Origin of the sequence: Halomicrobium mukohataei DSM 12286 (assembly GCF_000023965.1) — an archaeon.
GTDB classification, from domain to species: domain Archaea; phylum Halobacteriota; class Halobacteria; order Halobacteriales; family Haloarculaceae; genus Halomicrobium; species Halomicrobium mukohataei.
Window position 1 is genome coordinate 2825698 of the sequence record NC_013202.1, and the last position, 15007, is coordinate 2840704.

Genomic DNA, 15007 nt, shown 5'->3' on the forward strand with positions numbered 1-15007 from the left:
ACCAGATTCGCGTGCTGGACAGCGAAGAGCGGTAACGTAGTCCACAGAGTGCGAGGCGCGCCGGAGGCGGGCCTCGAAATCCTTTTTCTCCCACGTTTTTGCCACGAGTGGTCAGCTGTGCTGACCCGAGTGGGAAAAAGGTGGAGGCCCGAAGGTCCCGATCAGGAGTGTTACGGTAGCAGCGACCGCTTCGAGAGGTCGACGGTCACGTCGAGATGGTACTGAGTCCATCCGTCGGCGTCGGGCTCGCGGTAAGAGAGGGGCACGGCGTCGAAATGGCCACGGAGCGTGTAGGTTCCGGTGTCGACGACTCGCTGGCCGTGGATCTCGTACTGTGCGCCGACCGACTCGCCGCCCTCCAGCGTGTTCGTGAGCGGGGTGTTGTCGAGGTGGGCGCTGTTGGTCGTGACTTCGACCCGATCGGTCTCCTCGTACTGGTCCGACAGCAGGAGGATCGCGTCGGGTCCGCGTTCGCCGGGTGGGGACAAGCCGAGCATGCCGAACGGCCAGACGCCCGTCGTCCGGATCTCGATTGGCTTCTCGCCGGTGTTCCGGAGCGTGAGCGCGAGCGTGCCGGGGCTGTCGACCGTCACGTTCCGGTCGACGGGAGTTACATCGAGTGCGAGTGGGGCAGCGATGTCGTCGACAGCGACGGCGCTCACGGTATACTCCGTGTCGGCCAGACAGCCCGCGAGCCCGCTCATAGCCGCGGTGGCGAGGCCCAGATAGCGGCGTCGGTTCATCGGTCCACCTCCTCCGTACGAACGGAGTCGCCGGTGAGTTGCATAAACACCGCTTCGATGGTCGCGTCGGCCGACAGATCACATCGGTCCCGGAGTTCGGCCAGCGAGCCCTCGGCGACGAGTCGGCCCCGGTGGAGAATGCCGACGCGATCACAGACCAGTTCGACCTGTCCGAGCACGTGACTGGAGAAAAACACCGTCGCACCGCGTTCGGATTCGACTTCGACGACCGCTCGAACGAGGGACGCCCCGTGGGGATCGAGCCCGGTAAAGGGTTCGTCGAGTACGAGGAGGTCGGGGTCACCGACGAGACTCATCGCGAGGGCCAGCCGCTGTTCCATCCCCTGTGAGAACTCACCGGCGGGCTTGTCGATCGCGTCGACCAGCCCGACGCGTTCGAGCAGCGATCGCGGCGTGTCGTCGGCGCGCTTCGTGTCGATGACGAGTTCGAGGTGGCGTCGCGCCGAGAGATCGTCGTAAGTGTCGAACCGGTCAGGGCAGATGCCGACCCGCTGGTGACAGGCGACCACGTCGTTCCACGGATCGTGGCCGAGGACTCGCGCCGTGCCGGCGGTGGGCTTGATGTAGTTCAACAGGAGGTTGATCGTCGTCGACTTGCCGGCACCGTTGGGCCCGAGGAAGCCGTACACCTCGCCTCGCTCGACGGTCAGGTCCAGCTCTGAGAGCGCCGTCGAGTCGCCGTACTGCTTCGTGAGGCCGTCCGTTTCGATGGCGGACGGCGTCACGCGAGATCACCCCGTTCGAAGCGATAGCGAGCCAGTGCCAACGGCAGGATACACCAGGCCACCAGCACGACGAGCCCGAGCGCTTCGTGGAGGTAAGCCGGTGCCGTGGTCTGGCCGAACGCCGCGTCGACGACGAACGCGTTCACGTTCGTTCCCGGCTGGAGCTTGGTCAGGACCACGCTGTAGCCCGCCCCGGAGTTTCCGACACCGAGGAGCCAGTTCGTCACGACGCCGTAGGCGCGTTCCGGAGTGAGACGGAGCAAGACGAACAGGAGTCCGTCGGCCGGCGCGGCGTACGGATCGGCGGCGCTGCCGGTGAGTGCCCCGTAGACGGGGCCACTCGCGAGGCGCTGCCAGAAGACCGTGAGCAGGAGATAGAAGCCGCCGAAGACCAGCGCTGTCGCGCGGACCGTGCTGGTCGTCACCGCCGACACCGCCGTGGCGACGGAGACGAGTGTGAGGACGTACAGCAGCGTGACGAGCGTGACTCCGAGAAAGAGCAGCGGCGAAAAGAGCCCGAAGCGAACGGCTCCGAGCAGCCCCAGGACGATCGCGGCCACGGTGACCGGGACCGCGAGGCCGACGCTCCGGCCGACAACCTTCCCGACGAGGATGTCGGTGCGGGTCACCGGGAGCCCCAACAGGAACTTCAGGCTGCCGGTGTCTCGTTCCTCGACGATCGCGCGGTAGCTCAGCAGCAACACGCCGAGTGGGAGGAGAACGCTCCCAGCCGACTGGAGGAAGGCGACCGTCATGTTCTGTCCGAGTTCGTCCCAGGCGAGGTACTGCGGGCGGTACGCCCAGCCGACGAGGAGGAGGGCCAATAACCAGGGACCTTTGGCGGTGAGAAGCGCGGACGCCTCGTTGCGAGCGATCGGAAACCATCGCGGGAGGGCCATACGATGGGGTCTGTCTCGCCATCTGATAATACTACCTATCATACGGAAAGTTGTAGGTCTTTACAAGATCGACCGCACGCCGTCGTGCGGTCGACTGGGTAAACGCCTACAACCGTCCGTATCAGTCACGAACTGCGAGAGCAGCGAGACGCAGCTACGGCGCACTCTCGTCGCCTTCGAGGCGGTCGATGACTTCTCTGATGTCGGCGCTCTCCTCGATGCTCTCCTTGACGTTCTCACGGCGGCGGACCTCGGAGGCGTCGGCGTCGTAGGCTCGGACGTACTCGGCGCGGCTGTGTTCGTCGAACGCGTGACGGATCGCGAAGTAGCCGTCGGGAAGCACCGCCCCACAGACCTTGCACGCGATCCGCTCGTGTTCGATAGACTGGTGGACGATGAGGTCCTCCACGCGTTCGAAAACTTCGCCGTCGGCGTCGATCGCACACTCCCAGCGTGGCATTATCCGAGGGGATGCGAGCCGAGCATAAAAACGTTCGTCACGGACGGCGTCGAGCGGGGCTCCAGACGGATCTGCCTCGCCGATCACGGCCCGTGTTCGAGCCGGTGTTCCCGGTAGAGGACGGCGGTAAAGAGGGCGAACGGGAGCAATCCGACGAGTGTCAGACCGAGACCTGCTGCGAGCAGCGGCGGCGGTGTCAGCGATTGGACGACCCAGAGTGTGACGACAGCGCCGGAGGCGATGAAAGACAGGACGCTGAGGATGACCAGCCCGAAACTCCACTTGCGGAGTTGCCAAGGGAGGTTCTGGGACTTGCGGAGCATCTGGATCAGGACGGCGATCGGCGGGATCACGAGTGCGACGAGCTGGAACAGCGCCAGTGCGACATCGAGGTCGGTCATCGCTCACCCTCCGCTCGGCGCTCAACGATGGTACCACCGTCGCCGACGGCCACGTCGGTCGGGCCGAGCGCGACCGAGCGAAGCACCCGCTCGGTCTCGGTGGCTTCGAGCGTCCATCGCTGGTCGCTGGTACAGCGCGTGATCCCACCGCCGTCGCCGACGGCGACGATCCGGTCCGTCTCGGCGTCGATGCCGCGGAGCGTCTGTGGCGCTGCTCTGACCGGCGTCCAGTTGCGACACGGGACATCGTACCGGTAGACGAGACCGCCGTCGCCGCTGACGAATAGTCCCGTCTGGGCGGCCGTGAGGTCTGTGAAGTTGACCTGTGCGTTCCTGATCCCGATACGCGTCCACTCGTCGTCGCGCAGAGCGTAGACGTTGCCGCTTGTGTCGGTGCCGTAGACGATGCTGTCGGCGGCGTCGAGTGCCGACAGCGTCGATCCCGAGCCGGGTTTGACGACGCCACCGAACGTCGGGCACTGATCGGCGTCGAGGTCCGCCCGAACCACTTCACCCGAGCTGTTGGCGACGACGAGTCGCTCCTCACCGGGCTCGCCGGAGATCGTAATAGCACACCAGGAACTCGTCTTCTCGTCGGGCGCGGAGAAGTCAGACTTGCGTTCGGAAGCGGTGTCCCACAGACCGAGGACACCGCTAGAGCCAGCGAACCAGCTCCGTTCGCCGTCGTCGGAGACGGTCGCGGCGTTCAGCGTCGCCGACCGTGCGTTGGGGCCACTGTCGATGACGACCCGCCAGTCGCCGTCCGGCGGTCGTCCGACGACAGTCCCTGCCTCTCCGACGGCGAGGGGACCGGCTGCCGTCCAGACGGCACTCGTCAGCGTCTTGCTCGTCGGGGAGCTGACGGTACGCCAGCGTGGCTGGGTCGACGACTCCGTCGTCACGGCTCGACACCTCGTGTGTGTCCCGCTCGAGGTCGACAGACGGCAGCAAGGCCGTTCAGACGGCCGCAAACAGGAGTGTCGAGAGCGCCCACGTCCCGAACCCGACGGCCAGACTCGCGGGCCAGGTGGTGTGGCAGAACCGTCGGACGACTGCACTCCAGACCAGCGGGGAGAGGACGACCCCGAGGACCGGAATCCAGCCGAGCAGGAAGTCGACCGTACCGGCGAGCAGGAGGCCGACGAGTGCCGTCGCCGTCGCTTCGGGGTAGGTGACCGCTTCCGCTTCGGGGATCACCTCGAGGCCGGCGTAGATCGCCGGGCCGAACAGGAAAAATCCCGCGAACAGTCCGACGACCGCATGGACGAGACTCATTCATCTGGCACCTCGCTCCGGCCGAGCGCTGTCGTTGCGGTCGGCTGGTTCCGTAGCGACGTGTTCGAGGGGCTGTCCGGGCTGCCGTTCGAACACGTAGACGACGGGTCGGTCTGGATCCGCAATCTGATAGCGCTCGCTGCGAGGGGTCGGTCCAGCGAGCGAGCGAAGTAGTTCGGTCAGTTCGGTCAGGTCGAGCTGTGCGTCCGTGTCGGTGTCATGTTTTTCGTGGATCATGTACTGTGTCGGTAGCGTCTGTGTCCGGCCGGCCACCTCGGACGGCCCGGACACGGTCGGTCGAAGAAACGTTGCGTGGTCGGCCTCGTGTGTCCGTAGAAGCGACGACGGTGCCAGGGAGGACCCGACATCCACAGCACCGCAGTGTCGCGTCGCCCGCCACTGGCTGTCAGGTGCCGCTGGCAGTGGCGTCGGCGTGGTCGTTCGACAGACACGACAGCATCCAGCGGCGGTAGGCGAGCATCGCGTTCTCGCCGTGGTCGGTCAGACTGTACCCCTTGGTTCGTCCGTCGATCGGGTAGGTCGTGACGAACCCCTGCTCCTGGAGCTTGTCCAGGTTCTGGTAGACACGGCTCCTGTTGATCTCCGTGTGCCAGATTCGCTCGAAAGAGCGCGTGATCGCCGCGCCACTTGGCCAGGTCTCGTCGCTGTCGACGATGACAAGCAACACGTCGCGCTGGAACCCGGTCAAGTCGAGGACTGATTCGAGACGGTGAGTCACGTCGCTCTCAGTCGCCGTTTGTCCGTGGCGTTCAGATTTATCTCTGGTCATCTTCGATACTGGCGGGACTGTCCCGCCACGATCGCGGCCGGGAGTCGAACCCGACACCTGGCCTGAGTACCGGGCGCGATCAACGGACGCAGCCACGACGTCGAGGGATCGACCGATCAGTCCCGAGACGTGTCGTCTCGTGTCCGCCACTCGTGGTCGATCGACCGAGGAACAGGACAGTTCTCGACCAGCTCGCCGTTCCGAACGGCCGTGACGACGTTCAACAGCCAGAGGAGCTGGCCGGTCGCGATTATGTACGCCCCGACAGTCGCTATTGTATGCCATACAGCAAAGTCGGCCGGATAGGTAGCCATCCGACGGGGTAGTCCGAGCGCGCCGGCCACGAGGAGCGGACAGAACGCGAGGACGGTTCCGACCGCAGTGAGCCAGAAGTGTGCTCGTGCGAGGCCGGGATCGTACCACCGACCGACGATCAGCGGGAACCAGTAGTAGCTCGCGGCGAACAGTGCCGTCGTGATTGTGCCGACCAGCAGGAGGTGGAAGTGGCCGACGACGAAGGCGGTGCCGTGCAAGACGAGGTCGACGGGGATCGAGGCGAGGAACACACCAGTGACACCACCGAGGACGAACAACGAGACCGCGGCGAGGCAAAACAGCATCGGCGCAGTCAGGCGGACCCTGCCGTTCCAGAGGGTCGTGATCCAGTTGAACGTCTTGACGGCGCTCGGGACGGCAATCGCCAGCGAGACAGCCATAAAACTCGCCTGCAACCGTGGATCGATGCCCGTCGTGAACATGTGGTGGGCCCAGACGCCAAACGAGAGCACGCCGATGGCCAGTGTCGAGTAGACCACGTACCGGAACCCGAACAGCCGGCGACCGGCGAACCGGGGGAGAATGTGACTGATGAGTCCCATCGCTGGGAGGATGAGGATGTACACCTCGGGGTGGCCGAAGAACCAGAACAGGTGCTGAAAGAGGATCGGTCCACCGCCGTCCGTCGCGAAGAACACCGTGCCGACGTGGCGATCGAGGAGCAACATCAACAGCGTGCTCCCGAGTACCGGGAACGCGAACAGCACCAGGCCGGCGGTCGTCAGCATCGACCAGCTGTAGATGTCGAGAGTCGCCCAGGTCACCGACTCCCGTTCCATCACGATGGTGACGATCAGGTTAACCGCGCTGAGGATCGTGCTGACGCCGGCCAGATGGAGACCGAGCAAGAGGAAGTCGAAGCCGAGTCCTGGACCCTCGACCGACAGCGGTGGGTACATGGTCCAGCCGGTCGCCGGTGGGGCGAGCCAGCCGACCCCCAGCAAGTGCCCGACCGTCCCCGCCCGAGCCAGTACGAGAGCCGGCGGCAAGAGCCAGAACGCCGTCGCGTTGACTCGCGGGAAGGCCATGTCGTCGGCACCGATCAACAGCGGGACGAGGTAGTTGGCGAAACCGAACGCGACCGGCGTCGCGAAGAAGAACAGCATCGTCACACCGTGTGTCGTGAAGAAGGCGTCGTATGTCCCGGGCGGCCAGAGGTCGACGGCCGGCGAGAGCAACTCCGTCCGCACTGCGAGCGCGTCCGTCCCACCCCAGACGCCAGAGAGGGCACCGAACAGCAGATAGTACCGCCCGATGTCGCGGTGATCGAGCGTCGTCAGCCACGGAGAGAGGACACCGGGCCGTCGGTCGGTCATCGGTCTCGCCACCCGGCTCCCGTGACGTGTGTCCGCGCGAGTTCCCAGACACCGACGGCACCGATCGCAGTCGCGGACCCGAACGCGAGGACGGGGTCGACGGCGAAGAGGACGCCACCAAGTAGCGGTCCAGCGGCGACGACGACGGTTCGACGACGGTCGCTGGCCGGTCGGCAAATGGCACCACCGGCACGACGGGCGACGCCCGCGAGGGAGCGAGTGCCGTAGATCGCGAAGAGACCGCCCACGGCCAGCGGGGTCGGTGGCACACTCACGAGGACGAGGGGGAACGCCGCGACGACGAGGCTCCCGTAGACGAGGAGTGGTCTCGACCCGATGGAACCGACGAGTCGGGGGCCAGCGGTGCGGGCCAGTGCTCCGGCGACGATCTCGACGAGCAAGAGGAGCCCGAAGGTCGCCGCCGATCCCAACTGGATGCCGAGAACGGCCAGCTCGACGTCGAGAACCCTCGTGACGACCAAGACGACGAACACGGAGACCACGCCCATCGCCACCTCCAGCAGGGAATCCCCGAGGTGGGGGACAGTGCGGACACGCCGTGACGAGGGCTGCGATCCGGTGTCGTCGAGCGACAGCCAGAGCGCGCCCGCCGTCCCACCCAGCGCGACAGTCAGTGCGAGGACGATGCGAAAGCCCGCGGAAAACGACGCCGAGAGCACTAACACGATGATCGAGAGCACGAGTGGGCCGAGCACCCAGACGGGTCCGCCGGGTCGACGAGTCGATCTCGACGCAGGTGGCCAGGCGTCCGCGAGCGGGACTCCGATCGCGGTGCGAGACCAGTACCAGGCCGCCGGACCGAGCCCACCGGCTGTGACGGCCACCCAGAGAGCTAGCGTACTGTCCGTGACCGTCGGAGCGACCAGCCAGGCCAGCACTCCGGCGGTCGCACCAGCCACGAGCACTGGAAGCCTACCGGTGTCTCGGCGATCCAACGCAGTGATCGCGAGCCAGAACGTGCCGAACGCACCGATCGCGACCGGACCGACGCCACGCACGCTGAGGTACTCCGGGAGAAATCGAACAACGACGTACAGTGCTCCGTCGAAGGTCGCCACCGATGCGACGGCCGCGAAGAGATCCGTCAGCGTGCGGTCGACGCGCACACCGTCGACGATCTCGAACTGCTGGTCGGTCTCGGGACGGTGTCGCTCCGACTCGGCGACTGGCGGGTCGTCCATCTTCAGGACCTCCGTTCGAGGGCGTTCCGGAATCGGTGTGTGAGCCACCGCCACCAGCGACCGAGACGTGCGGCGGCGGAGACGACGAGCAGCCACAGCCGGCGGGCGACCACCGTGAGTGGGACGATCGCACGCCGGAGGAGTGCCCAGCCTCGTTCGAGGTAGGCGGACAGTCGCGTCCAGCGGTCGTCGTCGTGGAGTGGGGTCGGAAGCGTCTCGAGGCCGGCGGTGTCTGCAGTGTCGGTGTGTGTCCGGACTCGTGTCCTCGCGGCCGAGAGCCACCCGCCGATCGCGAACAGTCCGAAGACGAAGGCGAGGTATGCCACGGAAAGTGCGACCGTGGCGAACTGGACGACAGATCGGATCGCGCTGACGCCGTCAGAGAGACGATCGGCGACAGTCTCTCGCCCGTAGGCACCGACGACTTCGGCCAGAAAGATCGGCGTGAACACGAGGTTCAGTATCGTCGTATACTCGCCCGAGAGGGTCCCGCCGACGGTCCCTTGCCGTGGGACGATTCCGAGACCGTTCAGCACGTAGTGACTAACGACTCCAGCGACGATCGCGGCGGTCGCCAGTGTCACGAACAGTGTCGCAGCCATACGCCAGCCGTAGTATCGCCGGTAGAGACTGAGCAGCGGCGGGATCAGGAGGTCGGCGTAGATGAACGACAAGACACCGCCGAAGGGGAGGCCGTTGCGCCACAGGACCAGTGCGAACGGGACGTTGCCGACCGAACACATGAACGTCAGGATACCGATCAGGACCGCGACGACGGTGTTAGTGAGGACACCGACGAACGTCGACTGACTGCCAAACAGCGCCGTCCACCACGCCTGGGGCACCGCCGCACCGACGACGCCGGCGATCACGAACCCCAAAACGAGATCGCGGCCAATCATCTCCCAATCTTTGATCGTAGCTCGCGCGACGCTGCGCAGACTCTGTACGGTCAGGACCGCCCCGCCCTCGTCGTCGCTCTGTGCCCGAGCGACTTGGAGGCAGCCGCCACAGCAGTAGGTCCCGAGATCGCCACCGACACGCTCTCTCGTTGCGTTTTCGGGATCGGTGATCGTCGCATCACAGGTCGGACAGGTCTCCTCGTCGTTGCGCCGAACGTGGGCTCGTGCGCGCTCGATCCACGCCTCCGGGACGACGTGCGTAAACGCCAGCACCATCACGACCACGGCAACGACGCCGCCGAGGTACTCGCCGACGACGAACTGCCAGCCCAGCAGGACCCACATGGCGAGGCCGAGTTCGATCACCAGATCCGTGCTGGCGAACATGAACGCGCCGAGCGAGGCCGGTGCCGAAGCGCCCTTCTTGAACAGGGTCTTTGTGGTCCCGACCGCCGAATACGAGCAACTCGACGACGCCGCTCCGAACAGTGCCCCCAGCGACACCTCGCGAACGCCGTCACCGCCGAGGACTGCCGTCATCGTCTGTCTGTCGACGAACACCTCGACAGCGCCCGACAGCGTCAATCCGAGGACGAGAGCCCACCAGGAGTCCCAGGCCATCTCGGCCGTGAGTGCAACCGCCGTCCGTAGTGTGTCGATGTACATCTTTGTCAAGCGAGAGTTGCGATCGGACCGAGCCAAACCGACCGCACTGCGGTCGTGCGGTCGGGGCACATCGGTCCCCGATAGCGCCGATACTACGATGGCCGAAAAAGGACCGTGTCAGTCCTCGACAGTGTAGCCGAGTGACTCGATCGTCTCGACGACCGATTCGATGGCACTGACCGGCCCCGCGACGGCCACCTCGTCGGCCGGTGCGTCGGCCGCGACCGTCTCGATACAGCACTGGTTAGCGATCTCTTCCTCGACCATTTCCTCACAGTTCCGACAGACCATTCCGTCGACGTCGATGATGAACTTCGACATCGACTGTCCATTCGATCCGTGGCACCCTAAAAATGTAACTTTGATTATATTTATTGGCTGTTCAGCCGAACCGTTCGAGGATCGTCCCGTCGCTTCCGACGGCCACGTCGGAGTAAGTGTCACGACCCAGCGCACAACCCTGTAAGGTCTTGGGAGTGTCCGTGGGCTCTTTGGTCCAGTTGTTCTCTTCGAGCGCGAAGATGTCGCCGCTGTTGCCCACGGCGAGGCCGCGACCGCCCATCCGATCGACGGCGTGGAGTGTCTTCTCGCTCGCGTGTAACTGGAGCCAGTTGTAGCCGTTGTAGACGAAGATGGAACCGTCGTCCGCAGTCGCGTCGGCGTGGTTCCCGTCGATGGCGGCAATATCAGTCAATCCACCTTCCGCACCACGAATGCCGATCGGTGTCCAGCGACTGCCGCTGTTGCGGACGACCGTGCCACCGGTGTCGACGACGTAGACGGTCCCGTCAGCTACGTCTACCGCCGACGCACTCTCGCCACCGGTCGGCTTCGTGACCGTCTCGCGCCAGCGGACCCGTCCGTTCGACCAGTGGCCGGTGAGCAGCTCGCCCGAACTGTTTATGAGATAGACGGTCTCGCCGTTGGCGCGACCGCTGACGGCTACGTCCGTCCAGCTACTGGTCTTTTGTCTCGGCGCACTGAGGTCGGTCACACTGCCGCCACGAACGTCGTACCGGCCGACCACGCCGCTGGAACCACAGAGCCAGAGATACCGACCGTCGTCGGTCGCGTCGACGGCAGCGAGTGGGTTTTCGCCGCCAGTCGGCCCGTCTGAGACGACCGCCTCCCACGCGTCGCCGTTCCGCGTCAGGACGAGTCCGCTCTCACCGACGGCGAAAGGACCGTCGACGCTCATCACAGCGTCCGTGAGCCCCATCCGCGTCGGTGTGTCGACGTCGATCCACCCGTGTGGTGTCTGTTGGGTCGTCTGACACCCAGCCAGTGTCGTGCCGGCAGCTCCGAGGCCGACCAGAAACTGTCGTCGGCCGACGTTGTGCTCGTCGATCATGGGAAGGGGAGTCCGATCGGCAACAACACGAGGACGCCAGCAACCGCCGAGAGCGTGCCGATCGCCGCGATCAGTTCCTCGTTCCACGGGGGCAACCGTTCGACCACGACGAATCCCGTCACCGTGACCATCCAGAACGGGTCCATCGTCCCGACCAGCACCAGGAGCAGGAAAAACGGCCAGGTCGTCGTGGCACAGTCGCGTCCGGCCACGAATCCGTCACGAATCGCCTGTTGTGGCTCTTTTGAACCCATCTGGGCCGGAGCACAGCAGTTCCCGAGAGCGCGCCGCTTGGCGTCGGTAAACTGGTACCCACCGATCAACAGCAGGGTACCCCCCACGACGAGGTTCGGAGCTCCAGTGACGACGGTGGCGATCCCGACCAGCGCCTCGAACAGCAGCGGAACAGTCCCGATGACCGTCCACACCACGCTGTAGCTCAAGAGGAAGCCCGAGAGTGCAATCGTCGGCCGCTCGGTCAGTTGACGGTCGTAGTGCCTGATCGCCGGCACCATCGCGGGATACATCATCGCCGCCATCATCACGCCCCACGAGAGCAGGTACGTGGCGACACCGATCGCCCCGTCGGCCAGCGCACCCGCTTCGAGTGCGCCCGGGTCGGTCATGCCACGGGTCGAGGGCGGTGTCGGCATCGGCACCCACCCGGCGAACAGGGCGACCCACAGGGCGACTGCGGCCGCGAGCGCGCCGGTCGTGGCGTGGCGTTGATCGTCGTCGATACGTGACAGGAACTCGGTGATTGTTCTGGTCATAGGTTGCAGTGTTGTCGAGGCGGGTGGTACGGAGCGAGGCCGACATCTGTGGAGCGGTGAATCCTCGGCGGCGGCCGATCACACTGGCGGGGTGGTTCGGGAGCGTCTGGGTCAGTCACGGCTATGTCGAGCGTAGCTCGGTGTCTCTCGAACGGGTGTGAACGGACCTGGAGCGGCCGTCCGCTCGCCTATCGTTGCGATCCGGACGACGAACGAGAGCAACACCGTGAACGGGAAGACTACGGCGGCGACCGCGAGACCGACGAGCAATTCGAGGACGAACGGGTGTGCCACCAGCGGTCGTCCGTTCGCGAAGACCAGAATCGTCAGGCCAGCGATCAGGAACGCCCCCAGCCCGGTGTAGCCGACGATCCGGGAGAGCCGCGAGAGCGCCTGCTTGATGTACAGCGCCTTGTAGTACTGTCTGAGCAGGTCGAGCGCAATCGAGAGCTGTTTCAGCTCTTCGATCAGAGTCCGGGCCGGCGGCGAGAGGTCGTCACCGTGGTCTTCGAGGAGCTTCCGGGCCGTCTGGACGTTGTACGGGTAGTTGTCGCCCATCATCGGGACGAGCAGTTCCTCGATCGGCTGGCGCTGGCCGGTGACCCGAGACTGGATGTGAGCGACCTGCGAGCGGAGGACGGCGACGAACGTCGCCCCGGTGTCGTGGGCTGGCCCCGTCGTCGCGTCGAGTTCGTCGGCCAGTCGTTCGACTCGTTCGTCGACCACCGCGACGAGGGCGGCCAGAAACGGTCCCGGATCGTTCGAGCTGACACCGGCGGCCGGGTCGACCGCTTCGATCTCGGCGCGGAACTGACGGACACTGTTCATCTGTTCTCGGATCTCGTCGAGCGATCCCACGACGCGGGCCACCGTCAACTGGTTCACGGAGACGACGATCGGCACGAACGAGAATAGCCCGGAGATGATCGCGGTGAACAGCCCGGTGACGAACCCGGCGTTGCTCATCCCTACGACATCGAGTCCGATCAAGGCGACGAGCGTCGCGTAGACGACACCGGTCAGCAACACCGCGATCGACCACCGGTTCCCGTCCAGCAGGAACCACCGCCGGACCGACCCCCAGCTGTGATCGTCTAGCAGGGACACGACCACGAGTACGCCCGTGACGACGACTAGGCGAGCGACGACGTAGAGGTAGTGTGCCCCCAGAGAAGTCGCCCGTACACTCAGCGTCCCGGCGACGGTAATCGCGCGGCGCACCCACTCACGCCGTGACTCGTCGCTCATATCACCGGCACCCCCTGAACGTTGCCCATCTCCACCTGCGCCAACACCAGTGCGAGCGCCACGACCGCGGCACAGAGTACTGCCAGTCGACGGAGCATCATACTCCGTGCACGGCGCATGTCGGCCATGCTCTCGGGGTGGTAGCCGAGGTACCAGAGGCTGATAATAGAAGCCAGGGTCATCGAGAGGATGTTGACCAGCACGACGGCCACTTCGCCGACGATCGCTGCGGGGCGAGCCCAGGCCACGCCGACACCGATCACGCCGATCGGTGGCATCACGGCCGCAGCGATCATCACGCCGACGAGGTCCATCGTCCCGCTCGTCGAGAGACTCAGCGCGCCCGCGAAACCGGCTCCCAGGGCCACGACGATCAAGAGGAAGTTGGGGGCCGTGTGGCTACTCACTTCCAGCAGCGTCCGGACCTCCGGGAAGTCGGAGACGATCGACGAGTACCGGACCAAGAAGGCAAAGCCAACGGCACTGATGAGCGCGACGACGGCACCGGTCAGCTGGTACCTGACACTCTTCGTGTAGAGTCGGGGTGCATCGAGGACCGTCGCAACACTCGTCGCCATCACCGGGCCGATCAGCGGGGCGATGACCATCGCGCCGACGAGCACCGGCAGGGAGTTCAGCAACACACCGGCCGTCGCGACGATGGCGCTGATCGCAGTCATCAACAGGTAGATTACCTGATCCGGGACCATGTTCGAGGCCTTCGAGACGAGTTCCCCCCGCGCGACTCCCTGATAGCCGAGCCCCTTGACCTCGTGGTACGGGTTCTCGCCCCGCCCGAGTCGGTCTGAGACCACTGCCTCGGGCTCGATCACGACGGTGTACAGCTCGTCGTCGATGTCGAGTTCCCTGAGCTTGGTCTGGATGTGTTCGACCGTCTGTGTCGGGAGTGGGAACTCGATGGCTGCGGTCTCCGTTCCGGCGTCGACCTCCTCGGTCAGCACGTAGTCGAGTTCGTTCTCTTCCAGTACCTCGGTGACGCGGTGGCGGGCGTTGTCCGTCAGGGTGAGAACCCGGACGACTCGCAAATCCTCTCGGGCCATCACTGGTCACCTGGCCGGGCGTCGCTCCACGCTCGTCGGTCTGTTCGTGTTTGTTGTCTCATGATAATCGGTAGCTGTGAGCTGGGACACTGCTGTGTGACCACTCGTACCGTCGACTGTGCCAGCCGTTCGCGCCGGTCGATACGGACGATTGACCGTGTCAGATCTGCAGGAACTGCTCTGGCGAAGGTGTTTCTTCGTCGAACGCAGCTGCATACAGCGACGCGAGCAACGACCTGATCGCCTCGAGGCGATCACCGCCCAGTCCGTCGCAATTCGTCCCACAGCGCCCAAGAACCGGGCCGTCTCGAATCGCCACGAACGCGAGGCGACCGTGACAGTCCGGACATCGGATCGTCACGTGGTCGTACATCCACGCGACCTCGTGGTCGTACTCGCGGAGGCGATGTGCGAGTGCCAGCCAGACGTGGCGATCTGCGGTCTGTCTCCCATCCGCGGCCCGTTTCAGGCGACGGAGCGCCAGTGCCCCACGCCGGTACAACACGTCGTCGTCCTCGTGGTGTCGTTGGTGACACCGCCTGAAGTGGGCGAGCAAACCCTCGTAGGAGGACTCGACTCGGCCGTTCGTCAGGAGACCGCCACGGTTGCCGGCCAACGAACCGTCCGTTACGGCCCGGTACCGGCGCCCGCGCTCGTCGTAGTGCTCTGAGTCAGTTAGCGGTGCTCCGGTGTCTGGACAAAATGCGTCGTTACCGATCATGGGTCGAGAGAACTGAAGACGGGACTGTTCGAGTCAGAGTGTCATCCACGCGGACCGTGTCCCTCTGACCGAGTGCGACCACACGTTCGGCCGTGATCGATAAATAGTGGTAACAAT

General features: G+C 65.1%; 18 protein-coding genes. All 18 read right to left on the reverse strand.

From position 1 onward, the window contains the following. Positions 1–170: 170 nt before the first annotated feature. The gene (locus HMUK_RS14250; protein ID WP_015763886.1) at positions 171–743 is read right to left on the reverse strand and encodes a hypothetical protein; all 573 of its coding nucleotides are present in this window, start codon (positions 741–743) and stop codon (positions 171–173) included. Further along, a complete protein-coding gene (locus HMUK_RS14255) occupies positions 740–1489 on the reverse strand; it encodes an ABC transporter ATP-binding protein (protein WP_015763887.1) in 750 nt (249 codons plus the stop codon). Before HMUK_RS14255 ends, HMUK_RS14250 begins: the two co-directional genes overlap by 4 nt. Continuing rightward, positions 1486–2388, reverse strand: coding sequence for an ABC transporter permease subunit (locus HMUK_RS14260; protein ID WP_015763888.1), 903 nt, complete (start codon positions 2386–2388; stop codon positions 1486–1488). Before HMUK_RS14260 ends, HMUK_RS14255 begins: the two co-directional genes overlap by 4 nt. A 154-nt stretch (positions 2389–2542) precedes the next feature. Further along, positions 2543–2848: a DUF7565 family protein gene (locus HMUK_RS14265; RefSeq protein ID WP_015763889.1), complete on the reverse strand. Its 306-nt coding sequence runs from the start codon at positions 2846–2848 to the stop codon at positions 2543–2545. Positions 2849–2931: 83 nt separating this feature from the next. Next, positions 2932–3249: a hypothetical protein gene (locus HMUK_RS14270; protein ID WP_015763890.1), complete on the reverse strand. Its 318-nt coding sequence runs from the start codon at positions 3247–3249 to the stop codon at positions 2932–2934. Beyond that, the gene (locus HMUK_RS14275) at positions 3246–4151 is read right to left on the reverse strand and encodes a hypothetical protein (RefSeq protein ID WP_015763891.1); all 906 of its coding nucleotides are present in this window, start codon (positions 4149–4151) and stop codon (positions 3246–3248) included. The genes HMUK_RS14270 and HMUK_RS14275 overlap by 4 nt, the downstream gene beginning before the upstream one ends. 55 nt (positions 4152–4206) lie before the next feature. Further along, positions 4207–4524: a hypothetical protein gene (locus HMUK_RS14280; protein WP_015763892.1), complete on the reverse strand. Its 318-nt coding sequence runs from the start codon at positions 4522–4524 to the stop codon at positions 4207–4209. Beyond that, positions 4525–4797, reverse strand: a complete 273-nt coding sequence (locus HMUK_RS14285; protein ID WP_049940847.1) for a hypothetical protein — start codon at positions 4795–4797, stop codon at positions 4525–4527. Positions 4798–4930: 133 nt separating this feature from the next. Continuing rightward, a complete protein-coding gene (locus tag HMUK_RS14290) occupies positions 4931–5314 on the reverse strand; it encodes a PadR family transcriptional regulator (RefSeq protein ID WP_015763894.1) in 384 nt (127 codons plus the stop codon). Positions 5315–5430: 116 nt separating this feature from the next. Then, the gene (locus HMUK_RS14295) at positions 5431–6966 is read right to left on the reverse strand and encodes a cbb3-type cytochrome c oxidase subunit I (protein ID WP_015763895.1); all 1536 of its coding nucleotides are present in this window, start codon (positions 6964–6966) and stop codon (positions 5431–5433) included. Beyond that, on the reverse strand, positions 6963–8168 hold the full coding sequence (locus HMUK_RS14300) for a hypothetical protein (RefSeq protein WP_015763896.1): 1206 nt from the start codon (positions 8166–8168) through the stop codon (positions 6963–6965). The genes HMUK_RS14295 and HMUK_RS14300 overlap by 4 nt, the downstream gene beginning before the upstream one ends. 2 nt (positions 8169–8170) lie before the next feature. Next, a complete protein-coding gene (locus tag HMUK_RS14305) occupies positions 8171–9736 on the reverse strand; it encodes a permease (protein ID WP_015763897.1) in 1566 nt (521 codons plus the stop codon). Positions 9737–9853: 117 nt separating this feature from the next. Beyond that, positions 9854–10057: a heavy-metal-associated domain-containing protein gene (locus tag HMUK_RS14310; RefSeq protein WP_015763898.1), complete on the reverse strand. Its 204-nt coding sequence runs from the start codon at positions 10055–10057 to the stop codon at positions 9854–9856. Between the two features lie 61 nt (positions 10058–10118). Then, positions 10119–11087 (reverse strand): beta propeller repeat protein, encoded by a 969-nt coding sequence (locus tag HMUK_RS14315; protein WP_015763899.1) that lies wholly within the window; start codon positions 11085–11087, stop codon positions 10119–10121. Continuing rightward, positions 11084–11860, reverse strand: a complete 777-nt coding sequence (locus tag HMUK_RS14320; RefSeq protein WP_015763900.1) for a DUF2182 domain-containing protein — start codon at positions 11858–11860, stop codon at positions 11084–11086. The genes HMUK_RS14315 and HMUK_RS14320 overlap by 4 nt, the downstream gene beginning before the upstream one ends. A 111-nt stretch (positions 11861–11971) precedes the next feature. Then, positions 11972–13108, reverse strand: coding sequence for a hypothetical protein (locus tag HMUK_RS14325; protein ID WP_015763901.1), 1137 nt, complete (start codon positions 13106–13108; stop codon positions 11972–11974). Next, positions 13105–14169, reverse strand: coding sequence for a TIGR00341 family protein (locus HMUK_RS14330; protein WP_015763902.1), 1065 nt, complete (start codon positions 14167–14169; stop codon positions 13105–13107). The genes HMUK_RS14325 and HMUK_RS14330 overlap by 4 nt, the downstream gene beginning before the upstream one ends. A 160-nt stretch (positions 14170–14329) precedes the next feature. Next, positions 14330–14785 carry a hypothetical protein gene (locus HMUK_RS14335; RefSeq protein ID WP_223270958.1) on the reverse strand — a complete coding sequence of 152 codons (456 nt, stop codon included), beginning with the start codon at positions 14783–14785 and terminating at the stop codon, positions 14330–14332. Positions 14786–15007 lie beyond the last annotated feature (222 nt).

Bases quoted from the DNA above. Each gene is read 5' to 3' on its own strand.
- HMUK_RS14250 (WP_015763886.1), bottom strand. From the start codon at position 743: ATGAACCGACGCCGCTATCTGGGCCTCGCCACCGCGGCTATGAGCGGG.
- HMUK_RS14260 (WP_015763888.1), bottom strand. From the start codon at position 2,388: ATGGCCCTCCCGCGATGGTTTCCGATCGCTCGCAACGAGGCGTCCGCG.
- HMUK_RS14265 (WP_015763889.1), bottom strand. From the start codon at position 2,848: ATGCCACGCTGGGAGTGTGCGATCGACGCCGACGGCGAAGTTTTCGAA.
- HMUK_RS14270 (WP_015763890.1), bottom strand. From the start codon at position 3,249: ATGACCGACCTCGATGTCGCACTGGCGCTGTTCCAGCTCGTCGCACTC.
- HMUK_RS14280 (WP_015763892.1), bottom strand. From the start codon at position 4,524: ATGAGTCTCGTCCATGCGGTCGTCGGACTGTTCGCGGGATTTTTCCTG.
- HMUK_RS14290 (WP_015763894.1), bottom strand. From the start codon at position 5,314: ATGACCAGAGATAAATCTGAACGCCACGGACAAACGGCGACTGAGAGC.
- HMUK_RS14295 (WP_015763895.1), bottom strand. From the start codon at position 6,966: ATGACCGACCGACGGCCCGGTGTCCTCTCTCCGTGGCTGACGACGCTC.
- HMUK_RS14300 (WP_015763896.1), bottom strand. From the start codon at position 8,168: ATGGACGACCCGCCAGTCGCCGAGTCGGAGCGACACCGTCCCGAGACC.
- HMUK_RS14305 (WP_015763897.1), bottom strand. From the start codon at position 9,736: ATGTACATCGACACACTACGGACGGCGGTTGCACTCACGGCCGAGATG.
- HMUK_RS14310 (WP_015763898.1), bottom strand. From the start codon at position 10,057: ATGTCGAAGTTCATCATCGACGTCGACGGAATGGTCTGTCGGAACTGT.
- HMUK_RS14315 (WP_015763899.1), bottom strand. From the start codon at position 11,087: ATGATCGACGAGCACAACGTCGGCCGACGACAGTTTCTGGTCGGCCTC.
- HMUK_RS14320 (WP_015763900.1), bottom strand. From the start codon at position 11,860: ATGACCAGAACAATCACCGAGTTCCTGTCACGTATCGACGACGATCAA.
- HMUK_RS14325 (WP_015763901.1), bottom strand. From the start codon at position 13,108: ATGAGCGACGAGTCACGGCGTGAGTGGGTGCGCCGCGCGATTACCGTC.
- HMUK_RS14330 (WP_015763902.1), bottom strand. From the start codon at position 14,169: ATGGCCCGAGAGGATTTGCGAGTCGTCCGGGTTCTCACCCTGACGGAC.